The following is a 16,503-nucleotide window of genomic DNA, read 5'->3' on the forward strand; positions in this document are numbered from 1 at the left end:
CTGCAGCGTTTTCAAAAACATTAAGGATTGATGTGAGCTTTTTCCCCTTATTCCCTTCTTCGCCACTGCCTTGTGCGGTGCGAATAGTCGCGCCTGTGTATTTCACAAACGCGCCGGGGGGATGCCTTTGGGTCCTTTGACCCCTCACTCGATACACCTACTGCCGCCGGGCCTGTTGGCGGCTTTGACCTGTAGTTCATGGAGTTTGAAATGAAGCGTAAGCAGTTCCAGAAAAGCCTGTTGGCAATCATGGTCGGCGCCATCAGCACGCAGGTGCTCGCGGTGGAAGTGGACCTTGGCGCGGGCAAGACCCAGTTTGTCAGCGAGACCTACAACGAGTCGCTGATCCTCACCGGGCAAACCACCCAGGTGACCACACCGACCAGTGCGCCCCCAGCCGGGCTGGGTGTCGCCGATACCCACATCCAGGGTTCGTTGATCAACCGCGCCGACATTACGCTCAATGCCGACGGCTACACCGTGCGAGGCTTTGCCCTGGACCCGATGTTCTGGACCGGCCCGCCCAACCTCAACCCAGGTTCCGTCACCGGTGACGTGGTGCAGGCTGGCAACATCCTGATGAACAACGGTGGCGACGAAGGCCTGGAGATCGGCAAGACCAATATTGGCGGCAGCGTGATCAACTCCGGCACGATCATTTCGACGGCACCTTCGGCGCCTGCGCCGCCGCCGTTCTATATCGGCGGGGGCGAGGGCATTTACCTGCACGGCACCACCATCGGCGGCGACGTGTCCAACACCGGCCTGATCGACATGGCCGGCGAAGGCGCGATTGGCATCGTGCTGGATCGCGACAACAACACCCCGACCACCATCGGCGGCAAGATCCTCAACTCCGGCACTATCCGGGCGACAGGTGAAGGCGCCTGGGGCATCGAAGTGGAAACCGACACCAGCCCGCTGCGTATCGAAAACAGCGGCTTGATTTCTGCCAACGGCAATGACGCCAAAGGCATATTTTTTTATAACGGCACCATCGATTACATCCTCAACACCGGCACGCTTGAGGCCAAGGGCACCAATGCCAATGCCTTTGAGTTCCTGGAGGCCACCTTCGCCCAGAACAGTGCGAGCGGTGCGCGTGGCATCGTCAACCGTGGCACGGTCATCGCTGATGGCACGGCGATTCTGGTCGGCCCCGATCAAGTGTCATCGTTTGAGATCAACCAGCAAGCCGGCGAAATCCGCAGCAACGCCGGTACCGCCATCGATGCGCGCAACCTGGCAACCCTGAACTGGACCGGTGGCGATATCATCGGCGACGTACTCAACCTGAGCGCGGTGAATATCGACGGCCAGGCGGGGTTCACGGGCAACCGCATCATCGCGCCAGTGTCGGTCAACTCAGGGTCGCTGAACCTTTCGGCGCCTGGCACCGCCATCACCGGCAACCTCAATGTGGCCAGCGGCGCGGGCATTGATATGCGCCTGTCCGACAGCGTCGTGCCGACCACGCCGTACCTGACCGTCAACGGCGCCGCGACGTTTGCCCAGGCGTCCACGTTGACCGTCAGCGCGCAGCCAGGCGACTTCGCCAGCACTGACAACGGCACCCAATACACCCTGCTGCAAGCCACCAGCGTGCAAGACAACGGCTTGTCCGTGGCCAGTTCTTCAGCGTTGCTGGACGTGCTCAGCTATTCGGCCGATGCACAAACGGTCAAGGCCGTGGTGGCGGTGAAAGACAACGCGCAGGTGCAACAGGCCCTGGCCGGTGTCGGTGCTCGTGCGTCGACGGCGACCGTGCTCAACACCTTCAAGAACGGCGTGCTGAGCCGACTCAGCGCGGACGATCAAGTGTTCCAGGCCCTGGCCAACGCCGGCACTGCGGAGCAACTGGCGCAGATCGGCGACCAGCTCACGCCGGAGGTCAACCGTGGCGCGCTGGACGTGGCGTTGTCGGGGCAAACGGTGGTCAACGGGGCGATCTTCAATCGCCTCACCGAGCAGCGTGCAGCCAAAAAAGCCGGCGGCGTGTGGGTGCAGGGCCTAAGCAGCAACATGGACCAGGACGGTCGCGGCGGCAACAACGGCTACTCGGCCAACAGCAGCGGCATGGCGGTGGGTGTGGACAGTCGTGTGAGCGACACCACCACCTTGGGTGTGGCCTACAGCTACCTCAATTCGAATATCCATTCGGACCTGGGCAACAAGACCGACGTCGAAGGCCACGCGCTGTCGCTGTACGGTAACTGGTCGCTGCAAGACTGGTTTGTCGACGCCAGCTTGAGCTACGGCCACAACGAAAACGACAGCAAGCGCCACATCGCCGGCACCACGGCCAAGGGCAGTTACGACAGCAATGTGTTGTCGGCCAGCGTGATCGGCGGTTACAGCTTCAAGCCGTCGCAAGCGGTGGTGATCGAGCCTCGCGTTGCCGCGCGTTACTCCAACGTGCGCCTGGATGGCTACGACGAGAAAGGCTCCTCGGCCGCACTGAGCACCCAGTCGCAGCGTTATGAAGTGGGTGAGTTGGGCGCGGGTGTACGCCTGGCCGGCAACCTGCCGATGGGCGCGGGCAGCTTGCAGCCGGAAGCGACCTTGATGGCTTATCACGACCTGATGGGTGACCGCGTGGCGCAAACCTCCAGCTTCGTGGCCGGTGGTTCGGCGTTTACCGTGACCGGTGCGTCGGTGGCCCGTGACAGCTACGAGGCAAGCGTGGGCGTGAACTACCAGGTCTCGGACTTCAGCGTCGGTGCCAGCTACACGCGCCAGGCGCGCAGTGGTTTTGATGCTGACGGCGTGATGCTCAAAGCGCGCTACGCCTTCTAAACGCAGCACTTCTGTAGTGAGCGGGCTTGTCGAATCGTCGCACCGCCCGCTCACCACAAAAGCCCCTGTTTGCAGGTTACCTTGGGTTGATCAGAGCAACTTGCGCTGCACCGCCACATCGGCGACTTGCGCGCTGCGCGGGCTGCTGACGGATACCGGGTGGAGCGGGGCGGCGAGCAGGGCTGTGGCCCGGAGCAGAGTGTTAAGCACGCAATATCCCTATAAGTGAGCAAGCCGAGTCACTGTCTCGACCTGTTGGCGCATAACTTTAGGGGTGTGCGTCACCGCACGGTATCCGACGAAACACCTTGAGAACCCCTCTCAACTCCGTAAAATGCGGCGATTGTTTAAAGCACGATACTTTTCAGGGACGAATTCAGACATGCGCGCATTTGCCGTATTCCTCGTCGCCTGCCTGATGGCGGGCTGCGCCTCCAAGCCGGAGTACTACATTTCCCCGGCGCCGGTGACTATTCCCAAGACTGCCACTTACTGGCTCGATACCTTTGACGTCGAAGTGGTGGGCAAAAACGAGCGTTTTTTGCCGGATGACAAGGTGCGCCAGCAATTGGGCGTCGATCTGGTCGACCGCCTGCTCAGCGCCAAGCGTTACGCGACCAGCAAGGAAAAGGCCGATTACTTATTGGACGTGAGCATCGTCTATACGCGTCATATCCCGGACTCCAAAGGCGGCCTCACGACGTTGATTGTCGACGACAACACCATTTTGGCCGCTGTCGACTTCAGCTATCAGGTCAAGGTCAAGAAGGGCGGTGGCGAGGTGCTGCATTTTGCAAAGACGCGTAACAACCTTGTGCCCGCTGGTGTGATGGGTGAAGCACAAAAGTGGAGGACCATGGGCGGTATCATCACCAACTCCGGCAACTCCAGTGTTGAGCGTTTTTATACCGGCGTCTTGAGCCGCGATATCGTCGACGACCTGCGCGCCATTCCTTCTCGTTAATGCTGTTTACTACCGATTTATCACCCCAGGAGCACTACGTGAAAACACTCTCCAAAATCCTGCTGTCGGGCCTCACCGCCGCAGCGCTGCTGACCGTGGCCGGTTGCGCCACCGAAAGCAATCGCGCCCTGCCGGTGGAGCAAGTTGCCAGCGCCCACGTTGCCTATTCCGGCGTGCGCGTGCCGATCGCCGTGGGCAAGTTCGATAACCGCTCCAGCTACATGCGCGGCATCTTCTCCGACGGCGTCGACCGCCTCGGTGGCCAGGCCAAGACCATTCTCATCACCCACCTGCAGCAGACCAACCGCTTCAGCGTGCTGGACCGCGACAACATGGGCGAAATCTCCCAGGAAGCCGCGATCAAAGGCACCGCGCAGAAGCTCAAGGGCGCTGACTATGTGGTAACCGGCGACGTGACCGAATTCGGCCGTAAAGAAACCGGCGACCGCCAACTGTTCGGCATCCTCGGCCGTGGCAAGACCCAAGTGGCCTACGCCAAAGTGGCGTTGAATATCGTCAACATCAGCACCTCCGAAGTGGTGTATTCCACCCAGGGCGCCGGTGAGTACGCGCTGTCCAACCGCGAAGTGGTCGGCTTTGGCGGCACCGCCAGCTACGACTCCACCCTCAATGGCAAGGTCCTGGACCTGGCCATGCGCGAAGCGATCAACCGCCTGGTCGACGGCATCAACGCCGGCGCCTGGAACCCGCGTAACTGATCAGCAACACCTCAAGGAGCAGTACACGGATGAGCAAGGCAGTGAAGTTGGCGCTGACGCTGACAGCAATCGCGGCAGTCGCCGGGTGCCACACGGCGCCCCAACCCCTGTATCAATGGGAAAGCTACCAGCCGCAGGTTTACGAGTATTTCAAGGGCGAGCCCAAGGAAGCGCAGGTCGAGGCACTGGAACGTGATCTGCAAAAGATCAACGCCAGTGGCCGCAAGGCGCCGCCGGGTTACCACGCGCACCTGGGCATGCTGTACCTGAGCATGGGCAAGGATGACCAGATGGTGCAGGAATTTCGCACCGAGAAGGCCCTGTTCCCCGAGTCCGCTGCGTACATGGACTTCCTGCTGAAAAACGCCAAGACCGGAGTGGCCACCAAATGAGCCTGTTAAAACTCACTGGCGCCCTGCTGGCCCTGGCGTTGCTCGGCGGCTGTGCAACGCCCAAGACCGTCGATTACACGGCATATAAACAGGCCCGGCCGAAGTCGATCCTGGTGTTGCCGCCGATCAACGAATCGCCGGAAGTGCAGGCCTCGTACAGCCTGGTCTCGCAAGTGACCTACCCGCTGGCCGAAGCCGGCTATTACGTGCTGCCGATTGCCCTGGTGGACGAAACCTTCCGCCAGAACGGCCTGACCACCGCCAACGATATCCAGGGCCTGGCGCCGACCAAGCTGCATGACATCTTTGGTGCGGACGCGGCGCTGTACATCACCGTCAGCGAGTACGGCACCAAGTACATGCTGATCGCCAGCGACACCGCGGTGACCGCCTCGGCCAAACTGGTCGACCTGCGCACCGGCACCACCCTGTGGACCGGCTCGGCGCGGGCTTCCAGCGAGGAAGGCAACAACAATGGCGGTGGCCTGGTGGGCATGTTGATCACGGCAGCGGTCAAGCAGGTGATCAACAGCTCTACCGATGCTGCGCACCCGATTGCCGGGATCACCAGCGCACGGTTGCTGTCACCGGGCCAACGCGCCGGGATCCTGTACGGCCCGCGCAACCCCAAGTACGGCACGGACTGATCCCGGCTCCGAAAACACGGCTGGTCAAAATATGGGAGGGGCTTGCCCCCGATAGCGGTGGGGCAGTCAATAAGTTTGGTGACTGACACTCCGCCATCGGGAGCAAGTGCGAATCGTCGCACCGCCCCTCCCACAGTTGAATGTGGTGTTTATCTGAATCCGGTTTAACCCGAACACCCCACCCCCCGCGTCTGACCTTGTGAACGGATCATTCACTCACGAGGCTCAGCCCATGTCCCACCCACTGCTCTTCCTGCGTCCTGCCGCCCAAGGCGTTGCCGTTTCCGTGCTGGTGGCGCTGGCTGGGTGTGAGTTGTCTTCTTCCCCCGACTTGGCCAAACCGGCTGCACCCGTCGCCGAGCTGCACAGCGCGTCGCCCCAGGGCGCTATGGTCAAACGCATGGCCATGCCCGCCCCGATGCGGATGCAGGAGTCAATGGCCATCGACTACCGCAGCGAACCCCGCGAGCAATACGCCAACCTGCCGGACAACCCGGTGCACCGCGTGGCCGAAACACCGGTCTCGACCTTCAGCGTCGATGTCGACACCGGCAGCTACGCCAACGTACGACGTTTCCTCAACCAAGGCAGCCTGCCGCCTGAAGGCGCTGTGCGATTGGAGGAAATGCTCAACTACTTTCCTTACAACTACGCCCAGCCCAGCGACGGCTCACCGTTTGGCGTGACCACCGAAGTCACCGCCACGCCCTGGAACCCGCGCACGAAGCTGTTGCGCATCGGCATCAAGGCGTCCGACCGCGCCGTAGCGGAGCTGGCGCCGGCCAACCTGGTGTTCCTGGTGGACGTGTCCGGCTCGATGGACCGCCGCGAAGGCTTGCCGCTGGTGCAAGGCACGCTGAAATTGCTGGTGGAGCAACTGCGCGCCCAAGACCGCGTGTCACTGGTGGTGTACGCCGGTGAATCCCGCGTGGTGCTCCCGCCCACCTCCGGGCGCGACAAGGCCAAGATCCGCAACGCCATCGACCAACTCACCGCTGGCGGCTCCACCGCCGGTGCGTCCGGTATCCAGTTGGCCTACCAGATGGCCCGCGCGGGCTTTATCGACCAGGGTATCAACCGCATCCTGCTGGCCACTGACGGTGACTTCAACGTGGGCATCAGCGACTTTGACAGCCTCAAGCAGATGGCCGTCGAGCAGCGTAAAAGCGGCGTGTCGCTGACCACCCTCGGTTTCGGTGTGGATAACTACAACGAACACCTGATGGAACAACTGGCCGACGCCGGCGACGGCAACTACGCCTACATCGACACCCTGCGCGAAGCCCGCAAGGTGCTGGTGGACCAGCTCAGCTCGACCCTGGCCGTGGTGGCGCGGGATGTGAAACTGCAGGTGGAATTCAACCCGGCGCAGGTCAGCGAATATCGCTTGCTGGGTTATGAAAACCGCGCCTTGAAGCGTGAGGATTTTAACAACGACAAAGTCGATGCCGGTGAAATCGGCGCAGGGCATACCGTGACCGCACTGTACGAAATCGTACCGATGGGCGAGAAGGGCTGGTTGGAGCCGCTGCGCTACGCCAGTGCAACGCCGACGCAAGGCAAGACCGATGAGCTGGCGATGCTGCGCGTGCGCTATAAGCCAGCGGCGGGCGGTGATAGCCGCTTGATCGAGCGGCCGATTGCCAACGTCTGCGACAAGGCCAGCGACGACCTGCGCTTCGCGGCGGCGGTGGCCGCCTTCGCCCAACAGCTCAAGGGCGATGGCCGCTACACTGGCAACATGAGCCTGAAGGACACCGCCGCACTGGCCCGCTCGGCGCGGGGCGATGACCCGTTCGGCCTGCGCAATGAATTTGTGCAACTGGTCGAACTGGCCCAAAGCCTGAAACACTGATCTCAAACATGACGATGACCCAATGTGGGAGGGGGCAAGCCCTCTCCCACAGTTAGATCAGCCTCGGCTGACAGAAAGGAGTTCGCCACCTACATGGCCGTACCCGACAACCCACCCAGCGACGAGTCCCTGCTGGCCCGCTACCGCACCGGCGACGCCGCCGCGTTCGAAGTCTTATACGCGCGGCATCGCCAGGGCCTCTACCGTTTCCTCGTTTCCCTCTGCAACAAGGCCGAACTGGCCGAGGAGATCTACCAGGAAACCTGGCTCAGCCTGATCCGCAGCAACACCCAGCCACAAGGCCGGGCGAGCTTTCGTACGTGGTTGTTCCAGATTGCCCGCAACCGCCTGATCGACCACTGGCGCAAGCACGGTATCCATAACCCGTTGCACGACAGCTACGACGAGCAACTGCACGCCCAACTCGACGACAGCGCCGGCCCCGAGCAACAACTGAGCCTGAGCCGCGACCAGGCGCGCCTCGACACCGCCCTGCAAGCCTTGCCCGAAGACCAGCGCGAAGTCTTCCTGCTGCGCCTGCACGGTGACCTTGAAGTGCCGCAAATCGCCGCGCTCACCAACGCCCCGCTGGAAACCGTAAAAAGCCGCTTGCGCTACGCCCAGCAGAAACTGCGGCGCCTGCTGGCCGAGGAGGTACCTGTATGACTGACTCCCGACACACCCCAGACCATGACGACGAGATGCTCCAGCATTTTCGTCAACACAGCACGGGCGAGCCGCCCGCGTCCCTCGACGCGTTCATCCTCAATGCCGCCCGCCGCGAAGCCCCGGCCCCGCAACCGAACCTGTGGCAACGCTGGCTGCAAGCCTGCCAACGCCCGCGCTGGCAAATGGCATTCGCCACCGTGGCAGGCTTGGCGTTGATGATCGGCGTGGTGATGCGCGAGCCGGTGCCGCAACCCGAAATCTCCACCGCGACATTCTCCGCCTTGCACGAAGAAGCCGCCCGCCCCGCCCCGCCCGCGCTTTCCGCCCCTGCGCCTGCACCCATGACGCGGATGGCTGCTGCGCCCAAGGCTGAGCGCGCGCCGGTGCAGGCCGAAATTGCCAGCGCGATGGCGGATCAGTCCCCCGCGAAGCTGAGCAAACGTGCGCCGGTGGCGTTGCCTTCGTTGGAGGAGGAATTGCAGGCGATTGTGCGGTTGCGGGAGGCGGGTGAGACAAAAGCGGCGGACGAAAAGCTGCTGGCGTTGCACGCACGCTTTCCCGAAGAGGATTTGCCAGCGCGGTTGCAGAGGTTGAGGGAGCATTAAACCGACGCCCACAAAAAAGCCCCAGGCCGTTCGACCTGGGGCTTTTTCGTCTGTATCTGGTGCACCCGGCGGGATTCGAACCCACGACCCCTGCCTTCGGAGTCCTAAAAGTCGACGTTTAGAATCAATACGTTAGCGGGGATTAGCTGGGGAATCAATGGGTTGTGTTAGCAGGGATTAGCGGGTTTTCGCCCCTGATAGCAGGGCGAGTGTGGCAAATTTGTGGCAAAAAGCGTTGGAGAAGTAACATGAACTCTTCAGGTATGCGGATAAAAAAATCTACGCGAGCGTTTCGAGTGTGTTTGACGATCTTGGTAGGCTCGTCGCCTCCCAGCTACCTAACCAAACGGCCTGCGACTAATTGTGTCACTTCATCAGCCCTAATTACTCATAAGGCAGCTTTTCTATAGTTTAACTCGTTTTTTACGCAGCGGAATATAGCTTCTATTTGCCCATGTAAAGTTTTTGGGTACCAGATGGCTGTAATGCCAAGTCTTGCTAGCTCGCTATTGCGAGCAATCAAACTTTTAATGTCATCTGGGGTTTGCTCGATGCAGAAGTGTTGTGGGAAAGAAAAGTCCCCAGCCTCCGCCTTTACTTGCCGAAACACCTGAATAGTTCGATCATTATTTAAGCTGCAACCAATAAACAGCAAGCTATTATTTGTGAAGTAGTAACGTAGCATTTTTGGAATGGCCCGGTCTAGATCTAGCTGGTCCTCTCCATATGCTAGATCATACTGCGCCTTCCCGAGAATACAGTTTGTGGGGGTCTTAATATCTCCATGCATTTTGATTATGGTTGTCTTAGTTGGATCTGGCGGCTCCATGGAGGTAACGCCATTAACTACCTGAATTTCTGAGCCTGCTCCGGTATCAAAGGACTGTTCGAGTAGCTGATCATAATTGGTAGTGATCAGAGTATCTTTGAAAATGCTAGAAATGAGTAACGTAATGGCCTGGATACTGCCCCGCCTCCCAAAGACATCACGGATTTCCTGGGCGAATGCATCGCGCCCATGCATTTTCTCTATATGTGAGATGATCTGCTCAAAGTCGCCGCTCGCTAGCCAGTCTTCTATCTGACATTCGCTAATTCCTGCCGTACGCCCCTGTTGGCGTAAGTGATTCGCCCAAGTAGGGAAGCCTCCGCCTACTGAAAGGCCGGCGCCGATAACGGGTACTACCATCTCATCGGCAAGACGTTCAATGAGTTGGTTTAAGCGTTGTTCATTACGTTCATACCAATGGAGACCGTCAACGGACCCGAACTCATCAGTGAGATATTGCAGACTAAGAGCTTCATGCCTCCTGACCACACGAAATGCCTTTAGCGCCTGTTCGTAAGCTTCCTTATCGCCCGCGTAGAAAGCCTTGCTCGGGCTCGATAACCCTACCGTGCTAAGCTTTTCAAGGAGTGGTAAAGAAACGTCGACCTCTCCTTGATCTATCCATTCATTGAACTCATCAAACAGATCATAGTTGACGTGCGCGTCTTGCTGGCACCAGCTTGCCTTATAGTGCGCCATTGTTTTTCTCTAGCGCTTTATCCGCGATCGCGTCAGCTAGTTGCAGTTGAATTGTATGCAGATCGCACAGGCTAGCTTTCAGACATTCACACATACTCATCAACTCATCTACTTTGGCGACTATACGCCGCTGCTCGGCCAATGGTGGTATAGGGATTAGCGTGTTTGCAAGCTTTCCGATGTTTAGATTCGGCTGTGCTCCTCCCTCAGCAAGCGACCTAAGCTCCTCATATGATTTTTGAATGAAGAGTTTTATATATGCGCGGTGTTCGGGGCTTGGTTCAAACAGCTGGATTGCAGCACATGCTTGGTTGGTTGCAGCTGGAATGAGTAACTCAGTGATTTGACCGCGTGTTTTACCCTGGCCATACATCGCAACTATTAGAGTGCCGGCTGGGTATACCGTAGCATTGGTTTCCCTGATTGCTTTTTCCGAAATCTTCTCTTTTGTTTCGTGAATAAAAGGCAGCGCCGTTTCCCCACTAGTTACCCAGTTGTGTATTGCTGGGAAGTAGTAGTCGTTTTGATCGCGCGAAGGTGTTGCACCAGTGCCAATTGTTGAGATTGCTTTAAGTCTTGTTACCGTCCAATTAGCCGGGATTGGTGAAAGTTCTTTATCGAACTCGGGTTGCTGCGAGATTTTTTCTTTCTTAATTCTTCCTGTTTTTACCAGTCGCGATTTTTCAGTTTCAATATTTCTAAGGAAGTCGATAGCGGGTAAATCGCTAGAGATTTGCGGGACAAGTCTTCCAGTGACCGCTAGTTGTAGTATCGTCTGCTTCAATTGCTCAACGCTGCGCTCAGTCGTAAACAATGTATTAAAATTCTTCGCAATGCAGCTCCAAGCTTTATTCACCGTAGAATTGTCGGCTGCATTAATCAGTGTGTTTAGTAAGGAATGCACTAGCGTCTTATGGTTAGTTATATTTGCTTCCGAGTTTTCTTCTAGGCTGTCACATATTTTCATCAGCGCGTCGACTTTTGCAACAATGCGATGCTGTTCAGTCAGTGGGGGTAGCGGGAAGAAATTATCAATCAATCTGCTATAATGTCGGCCGTAGCCTCTACTCTCGATCGGAAGCGTTTTACACACTAAAAAGAAATATTTTTCATTCATGCATAGTGGTCGTAATATCTTTACGCCATCAGCGCCTGCTACGAAGTCGAAGTCAATGTATTTTAAAGCGGATGTATGATCGCCAAAAACTATGACAGGGCCCGGTAAAGTGTTCAATAAGTCCCCGTCATTCACATATCCTGCAATGAAGGTCTGACCTTGATCAACAACCGGATACGCTCCTTCCGAAGAGAGCTCACTAGTTTTAACTTTGTTCTTACTAACTGATATTGGGTAAAATACATCCGTTATGCGCTGCCAAATCCAGCCGTTAGGCAGCTCGAAGGGAGTGTCTTTTTTATCAGTTTCAACGGCCGGCTTTTCCTTCTTTATTCTGCCTTCTTTAATAAGCTTCGCTTTTTCAGCTTTAATATTTTCCACCAGGCCGCTAGCCGATTCGGCTTCTGGATCCTGTTTCACCAGTAATCCGCGTACCGCTAGCTCCATAATGAGGTGGCGTAATTTTTTTATTCCATAAAGCTCGATTCTTTTTGAGTTGCCTCGGCCAGCGGATGATTTGCGCTTGACCGCAGAGGACCATATATCCAGATAGTCTGTGATTAAACGGTTGGCAGAGGCCATTATCATCTTCCTCCGTTGAGTGCGTCGGCCAGAACGGCTTTAAGCTGATCGCGTAAGTTCTGGACGATATTTTGATGAGACTGGTACTGTTCCAGTAACTCCTCTGGATCATGGTTTACTTGTTCGCCAACGTGCGGGTTTTTAATGTCTAGGTTATAATTTCGAGCGATAATGCTGTCGATGCTTACCTTCCATGCCTGGGGCGTCTCCACCCGAGTTTGGAAGTTATCTTTCTCGTCGCCCCACCATGCTAGTTCGGTCGCAAACTCTTCGAATTGCATTGGGCGGGTTTTATTATAGCTGCTCACACCGTCCGGGTATGGATGTTCATAGAACCAAATATTTTTAGTTGCCGGCCAATCACTTTCTGGTTTTTTGGTAAAGAACAAAATGTTGGTCTTGATTCCCGTATAAGGATTGAATACCCCGTTTGGAAGTCGAATGATCGTGTGTAGATGACACTGATCAAGCAACATTTCCTTAAGACGGGTTTTCATTCCTTCGCCAAAAAGAAAACCGTCAGGTAACACCACTGCGGCCCGGCCATTGTTTTTTAAAAGTTTGACCACCAGCGCCATGAATAAGTCAGCAGTTTCTCGAGTGCGCAGGGTTGCGGGGAACTGATTTTCTACGCCATCTTCCTCCATACCACCGAATGGAGGGTTGGTGACGATGACATTTACTCGGTCTGCTTCACCGTAGTCTTTGTAGGCGCGACGGCTGAGCATGTTGTCGTGTTCAATCTGGGTGGGCGTGTCGATGCCATGTAATATCATATTCGTCGTACAAAGCATGTGGGGTAACGCTTTTTTTTCTACGCCCCGAATACTTGCGACAAGTGTTGCCTCGTCCGAACTATTTTTAACGTAGTTAACCCGCTTGTGATCTATAGTACAGGCCAGAAATCCTCCGGTACCACACGCTGGGTCCAATACGCTATCACTTAATTGTGGGTCAACCCTATCCACAATGAACTTGGTTACGGCTCGGGGAGTGTAGAACTCTCCAGCATTGCCTGCGCTTTGTAAGTCTTTTAGAATCTGCTCGTAAATGCTACCGAAAGTGTGACGATCTTGTGTGTTATTGAAATTTATTTCGCAGATTTTATTAATCACCTGCCGCATCAGGGTGCCCGATTTCATGTAGTTGTAGGCATCTTCGAAAACATTGCGTATTACCAATGCACGGGCGCTAGTCTCACCAACAAGTTTGAGTTTGGTTTTCAAGGTGGGGAATAGTTGCAAGTTCACAAAGTCGTTGAGCTCCTCACCCGTAATGCCTTCAGGGTTTGCTGCCCAATTACGCCAGCGTAATGACTCTGGTATCGGCGATTGGTAGTGGTCTTCTAGCAGTTCTATCTCACCTTCGCGGTCATCATAAATTTTTAAGAAAAACATCCAAACCAGCTGACTAATACGCTGGGCGTCCCCATCGACGCCCACATCCTTGCGCATGATGTCCTGGATGGATTTGATGATACTGCTCACGTTACTCATTAAAATTCCTGAGGCCTATTAGGGGGCTATCTGAGTCAGTTGGCTTGCGTAAACAGTTCGCTTTCCAGCGCCTGCACGGCTTGCTCGTAATTGGCCTTGCCGCCAAATATCCCGTTTATGATTTCCACGGGCGTGCCCATCCTGTTGAAAGGGGCTAGCTTGAGTACACTGTTATTCTCAATGCTGGCGACGCCTTCGTCGGCATATTTGTCCAGAAGGGCTTCTAGCACAGCGCGGGCCTGATCGCCATAATGGGTGAAGTAATTTCGTTTTTTTACATTGTTGGCCCGTTCATGACGGGTTAGAGCTGGCTGGTCAAAGGCAATGTGACAGATCAAGTCGAAATCGCCGTAATCCTTACCTACATCCTGCGCCAACTTTGGCAGCTCGATGCCGTATTCAGCTAGCGCCTCGATAATGGCGGTTTTCTTTTTGGCGCTGCTCCATTTCTGCAGAAAGTCATCCAGTGAAGTGAACTCTTTCAGGATGTTTTTGCGGCTATAGTCGCGGTAGCTTTCCATTACCATCTTGCCGTCTTCGCCGAGGTATTCGACGCGCTCGGAGAGAATGCATACTTCCACACCGCTGACGTAGACTTTCTTAATTCCATCATCGTCATCGCCATCACCACCTTCGCCATCCTCGTCCGGATTGGGATCAGGTGGCACCGGATCGTCGTCCTCATCAGGTTCGTAGATCACCACGGGTTCACCATCAAATTCCGGATCTTTGAAAAGTTCCGTAGCCCGTTTAAAGTCCATGATGGTGAAAAAGTACTTGTTCTGCGATTCCTCGATGCGCGTGCCACGGCCCACAATCTGCTTGAAGGTGGTCATTGAGTTCACGGACTTGTCGAGAACAATCAACTTGCAGGTCTTGGTGTCTACGCCCGTGGTGAGCAATTCAGAGGTGGTGGCGATAACCGGGTATCTGCTTTCGGGGTCGATAAAGTTGTCCAGCTCGGCTTTGCCTTCAAGGCTATCGCCTGTAATGCGCATTACGTATTTGCTATTTTCTTTAGCCAGCGAACCAGCTGCATTGACGATGGCCATGCGCATGCGCTCGGCATGGTCGATGTCTTCGCAGAATATGATGGTTTTCTGGTAGGGGTCGGTGGCGGTCATTAGTTTCATCACCCGTTGGGCCACCAGCTTGGTTCGCTTGTTTAGTACCAGTATCCGGTCCATGTCCGCCTGGCTGTATTCGCGATGCTCGATTTCATTACCTAGGTCATCTTTCATGCCGGGTGGCGGGGTCCAGCCGTGAATATCCTTGTCAATATCAATTCGAACCACCTTGTAGGGGGCCAGAAACCCGTCCTGAATGCCCTGCTTCAGCGAGTAGGTGTAAATAGGTTCGCCAAAATAGTTGATGTTGGAGGCGTACTTAGTTTCCTTTGGCGTGGCGGTTAGCCCAAGCTGGATAGCACCATTAAAGTACTCAAGGATTTCCTTCCATGCGGAATCATCGTTGGCACTGCCACGGTGACATTCGTCAATCACGATGAGGTCAAAGAAGTCACGCGAGACGGTTTTAAAAATCTTGTCTTCTTCATCCGGGCCAGTAAGCGCTTGATACAAACCTAAATAAACCTCGTAGGAAGGATCTATCTTGCGGTTCTTTATTTTGGTCATCACCGAGCCGAAAGGCTTGAAGTCGTTGACTAGGGTTTGGTCGACCAGGATGTTGCGGTCTACCAGGAAGAGGATGCGTCGAACTTTTTTCGCTTTCCACAGGCGCCAGATAATCTGGAAGGTCGTGTAAGTCTTGCCGGTGCCAGTGGCCATGACGAGCAGCAGCCGCTTCTGTCCCTGAGCCACTTTTTCAACCACACGGTTGATGGCCTCGGCTTGATAGTAGCGGGGCTCTTTGTTGGAGCCATCGTCGTAATAGGGTTCAGTAACTAGCGCTTCCTGTTCGTCCAGGATGCCCCTGAAGTGCTTGTAGCGTCGCCAGAGCTCATCCGGGGAGGGGAAGGCCTCCAGCGCAAATTCTGTTTCAATATCTTCACCAGGATGTGCGGTCTTATCGTGGCTGGCAAAGCCGTCGCCATTGGAGCTAAAGGCGCAGGGCACCTCGAGGATGCCGGCATAGCCTAGAGCCTGCTGAAGACCATGGCTGACGGTATAGTTGTTTTGTTTGGCTTCGACCACCGCTACTGGCACGCCCTTTTCCTTTTGTAGGACGTAATCGGCAAACTTTTTTTTCTTCTTGTTGCGGGAAGACAGGTTACCGCGTACCACCACAGGGCCGGGAGTAAGGGTGACTTCACGGCGGATCTGAGTCATTTCATCCCATCCAGCGTTTACCAATGCCGGGGTGATGAATTTAGCCTTGATGTCGGCCTCGCTTAGCTCTTTCTTTTCCTTGCTAATCATTGCGTCCTCGCTGCGATTAGCAGCACTCATGCGCTTAAATACGACAATTTTTCCAACGGTAGGAAATTTTAACCAGTTGTGTTCGTCAACCACCAGCGGCAATTGCCTTGATTAAGGGCTTTAACCTCTTTGGCAGCCTAGGTGGTGGATATCTGCTTGGTTTTGAATCGTTCTGCGCTTAGTAGACAAGTCATTGCCTTAAACTGAGGCCAATTAGGAGGTGCCACGAGCAACCCGCGTTAGCCCGGAGAGTGGTCAATCTAGGTGACCGAAAAGAAGGTGCCTGTCGCTGACGTAGCGGCACGTCTTGGTGTGTCGACGCAGGAAGTGAGACGGCAAAGGGACGCCTATCCAATTCAGCCGCTTTTGGGGCGGGAGCGTGAATTGGAGCGAGAATATCGGCCAATGCTAATAATTAATTTTTGGTAGTTGATGAGATCAGTCGCGTCCTCAAAATGACCTTGGCCAAGCTATTGGACCGCCAGGTAGGGTTGTCCCGTTCGATTAGGCTTATGAGGTCACGATACGCCTTCATGCAACATGCGCTGTAAAATGGCTTATCTGGCAAAGAGATAATGTGGCCTTGGATGCAAGGCCAACTAGATCTGGCCATTTTTGCTCTTCAACTGCTCATGCATCCACTGACCATCCCGCCGCATTTCCTCCCGCAAGCTCTCTATGTCCTCAGAAGAAAGCGAAAACAACGACCTTACGGGCGGCTCATACCTCCGCGACACCAATGAGAACGTCATCTC

At 55.6% G+C, this 16,503-nt stretch carries 12 protein-coding genes; 8 read left to right on the forward strand and 4 right to left on the reverse strand.

The window, feature by feature from the left end; all coding sequences use genetic code 11:
* Window positions 1-210: 210 nt before the first annotated feature.
* The 8 genes from PspS35_RS00795 to PspS35_RS00830 all read left to right on the forward strand — a co-directional run bounded on the left by PspS35_RS00795 (window position 211) and on the right by PspS35_RS00830 (window position 8,647).
* Window positions 211-2,796 carry an autotransporter outer membrane beta-barrel domain-containing protein gene (locus PspS35_RS00795; protein ID WP_159932358.1) on the forward strand — a complete coding sequence of 862 codons (2,586 nt, stop codon included), beginning with the start codon at window positions 211-213 and terminating at the stop codon, window positions 2,794-2,796.
* Window positions 2,797-3,178: 382 nt separating this feature from the next.
* Complete coding sequence (locus PspS35_RS00800; RefSeq protein WP_159932359.1) at window positions 3,179-3,760, forward strand: hypothetical protein; 582 nt, start codon at window positions 3,179-3,181, stop codon at window positions 3,758-3,760.
* 38 nt (window positions 3,761-3,798) lie between these two features.
* Window positions 3,799-4,479, forward strand: a complete 681-nt coding sequence (locus PspS35_RS00805; protein WP_112192902.1) for a CsgG/HfaB family protein — start codon at window positions 3,799-3,801, stop codon at window positions 4,477-4,479.
* 29 nt (window positions 4,480-4,508) lie between these two features.
* Entirely contained in the window at window positions 4,509-4,871 is a 363-nt protein-coding gene (locus PspS35_RS00810) for a DUF4810 domain-containing protein (RefSeq protein WP_159932360.1), read from the forward strand.
* Complete coding sequence (locus PspS35_RS00815; protein WP_159932361.1) at window positions 4,868-5,518, forward strand: DUF799 domain-containing protein; 651 nt, start codon at window positions 4,868-4,870, stop codon at window positions 5,516-5,518. The genes PspS35_RS00810 and PspS35_RS00815 overlap by 4 nt, the downstream gene beginning before the upstream one ends.
* Before the next feature lie 232 nt (window positions 5,519-5,750).
* Window positions 5,751-7,373 (forward strand): VWA domain-containing protein, encoded by a 1,623-nt coding sequence (locus PspS35_RS00820; RefSeq protein ID WP_159932362.1) that lies wholly within the window; start codon window positions 5,751-5,753, stop codon window positions 7,371-7,373.
* Window positions 7,374-7,466: 93 nt separating this feature from the next.
* Window positions 7,467-8,039, forward strand: a complete 573-nt coding sequence (locus tag PspS35_RS00825) for an RNA polymerase sigma factor (RefSeq protein WP_159932363.1) — start codon at window positions 7,467-7,469, stop codon at window positions 8,037-8,039.
* On the forward strand, window positions 8,036-8,647 hold the full coding sequence (locus tag PspS35_RS00830; RefSeq protein ID WP_159932364.1) for a hypothetical protein: 612 nt from the start codon (window positions 8,036-8,038) through the stop codon (window positions 8,645-8,647). The genes PspS35_RS00825 and PspS35_RS00830 overlap by 4 nt, the downstream gene beginning before the upstream one ends.
* 388 nt (window positions 8,648-9,035) lie before the next feature.
* Here the strand turns inward: PspS35_RS00830 and PspS35_RS00835 are convergent, their stop codons facing one another.
* The 4 genes from PspS35_RS00835 to PspS35_RS00850 are packed head-to-tail and all read right to left on the reverse strand — an operon-like array spanning window position 9,036 to window position 15,748.
* Entirely contained in the window at window positions 9,036-10,175 is a 1,140-nt protein-coding gene (locus tag PspS35_RS00835; protein WP_159932365.1) for an SIR2 family protein, read from the reverse strand.
* Window positions 10,162-11,874 (reverse strand): restriction endonuclease subunit S, encoded by a 1,713-nt coding sequence (locus PspS35_RS00840; protein ID WP_159932366.1) that lies wholly within the window; start codon window positions 11,872-11,874, stop codon window positions 10,162-10,164. The genes PspS35_RS00835 and PspS35_RS00840 overlap by 14 nt, the downstream gene beginning before the upstream one ends.
* A 2-nt stretch (window positions 11,875-11,876) precedes the next feature.
* The gene (locus PspS35_RS00845; protein ID WP_159932367.1) at window positions 11,877-13,370 is read right to left on the reverse strand and encodes a class I SAM-dependent DNA methyltransferase; all 1,494 of its coding nucleotides are present in this window, start codon (window positions 13,368-13,370) and stop codon (window positions 11,877-11,879) included.
* A 35-nt stretch (window positions 13,371-13,405) separates the two neighbouring features.
* Window positions 13,406-15,748, reverse strand: a complete 2,343-nt coding sequence (locus tag PspS35_RS00850) for a DEAD/DEAH box helicase family protein (protein WP_159932368.1) — start codon at window positions 15,746-15,748, stop codon at window positions 13,406-13,408.
* Between the last annotated feature and the right edge of the window lie 755 nt (window positions 15,749-16,503).

The organism is Pseudomonas sp. S35, from assembly GCF_009866765.1.
Classification (GTDB): domain Bacteria; phylum Pseudomonadota; class Gammaproteobacteria; order Pseudomonadales; family Pseudomonadaceae; genus Aquipseudomonas.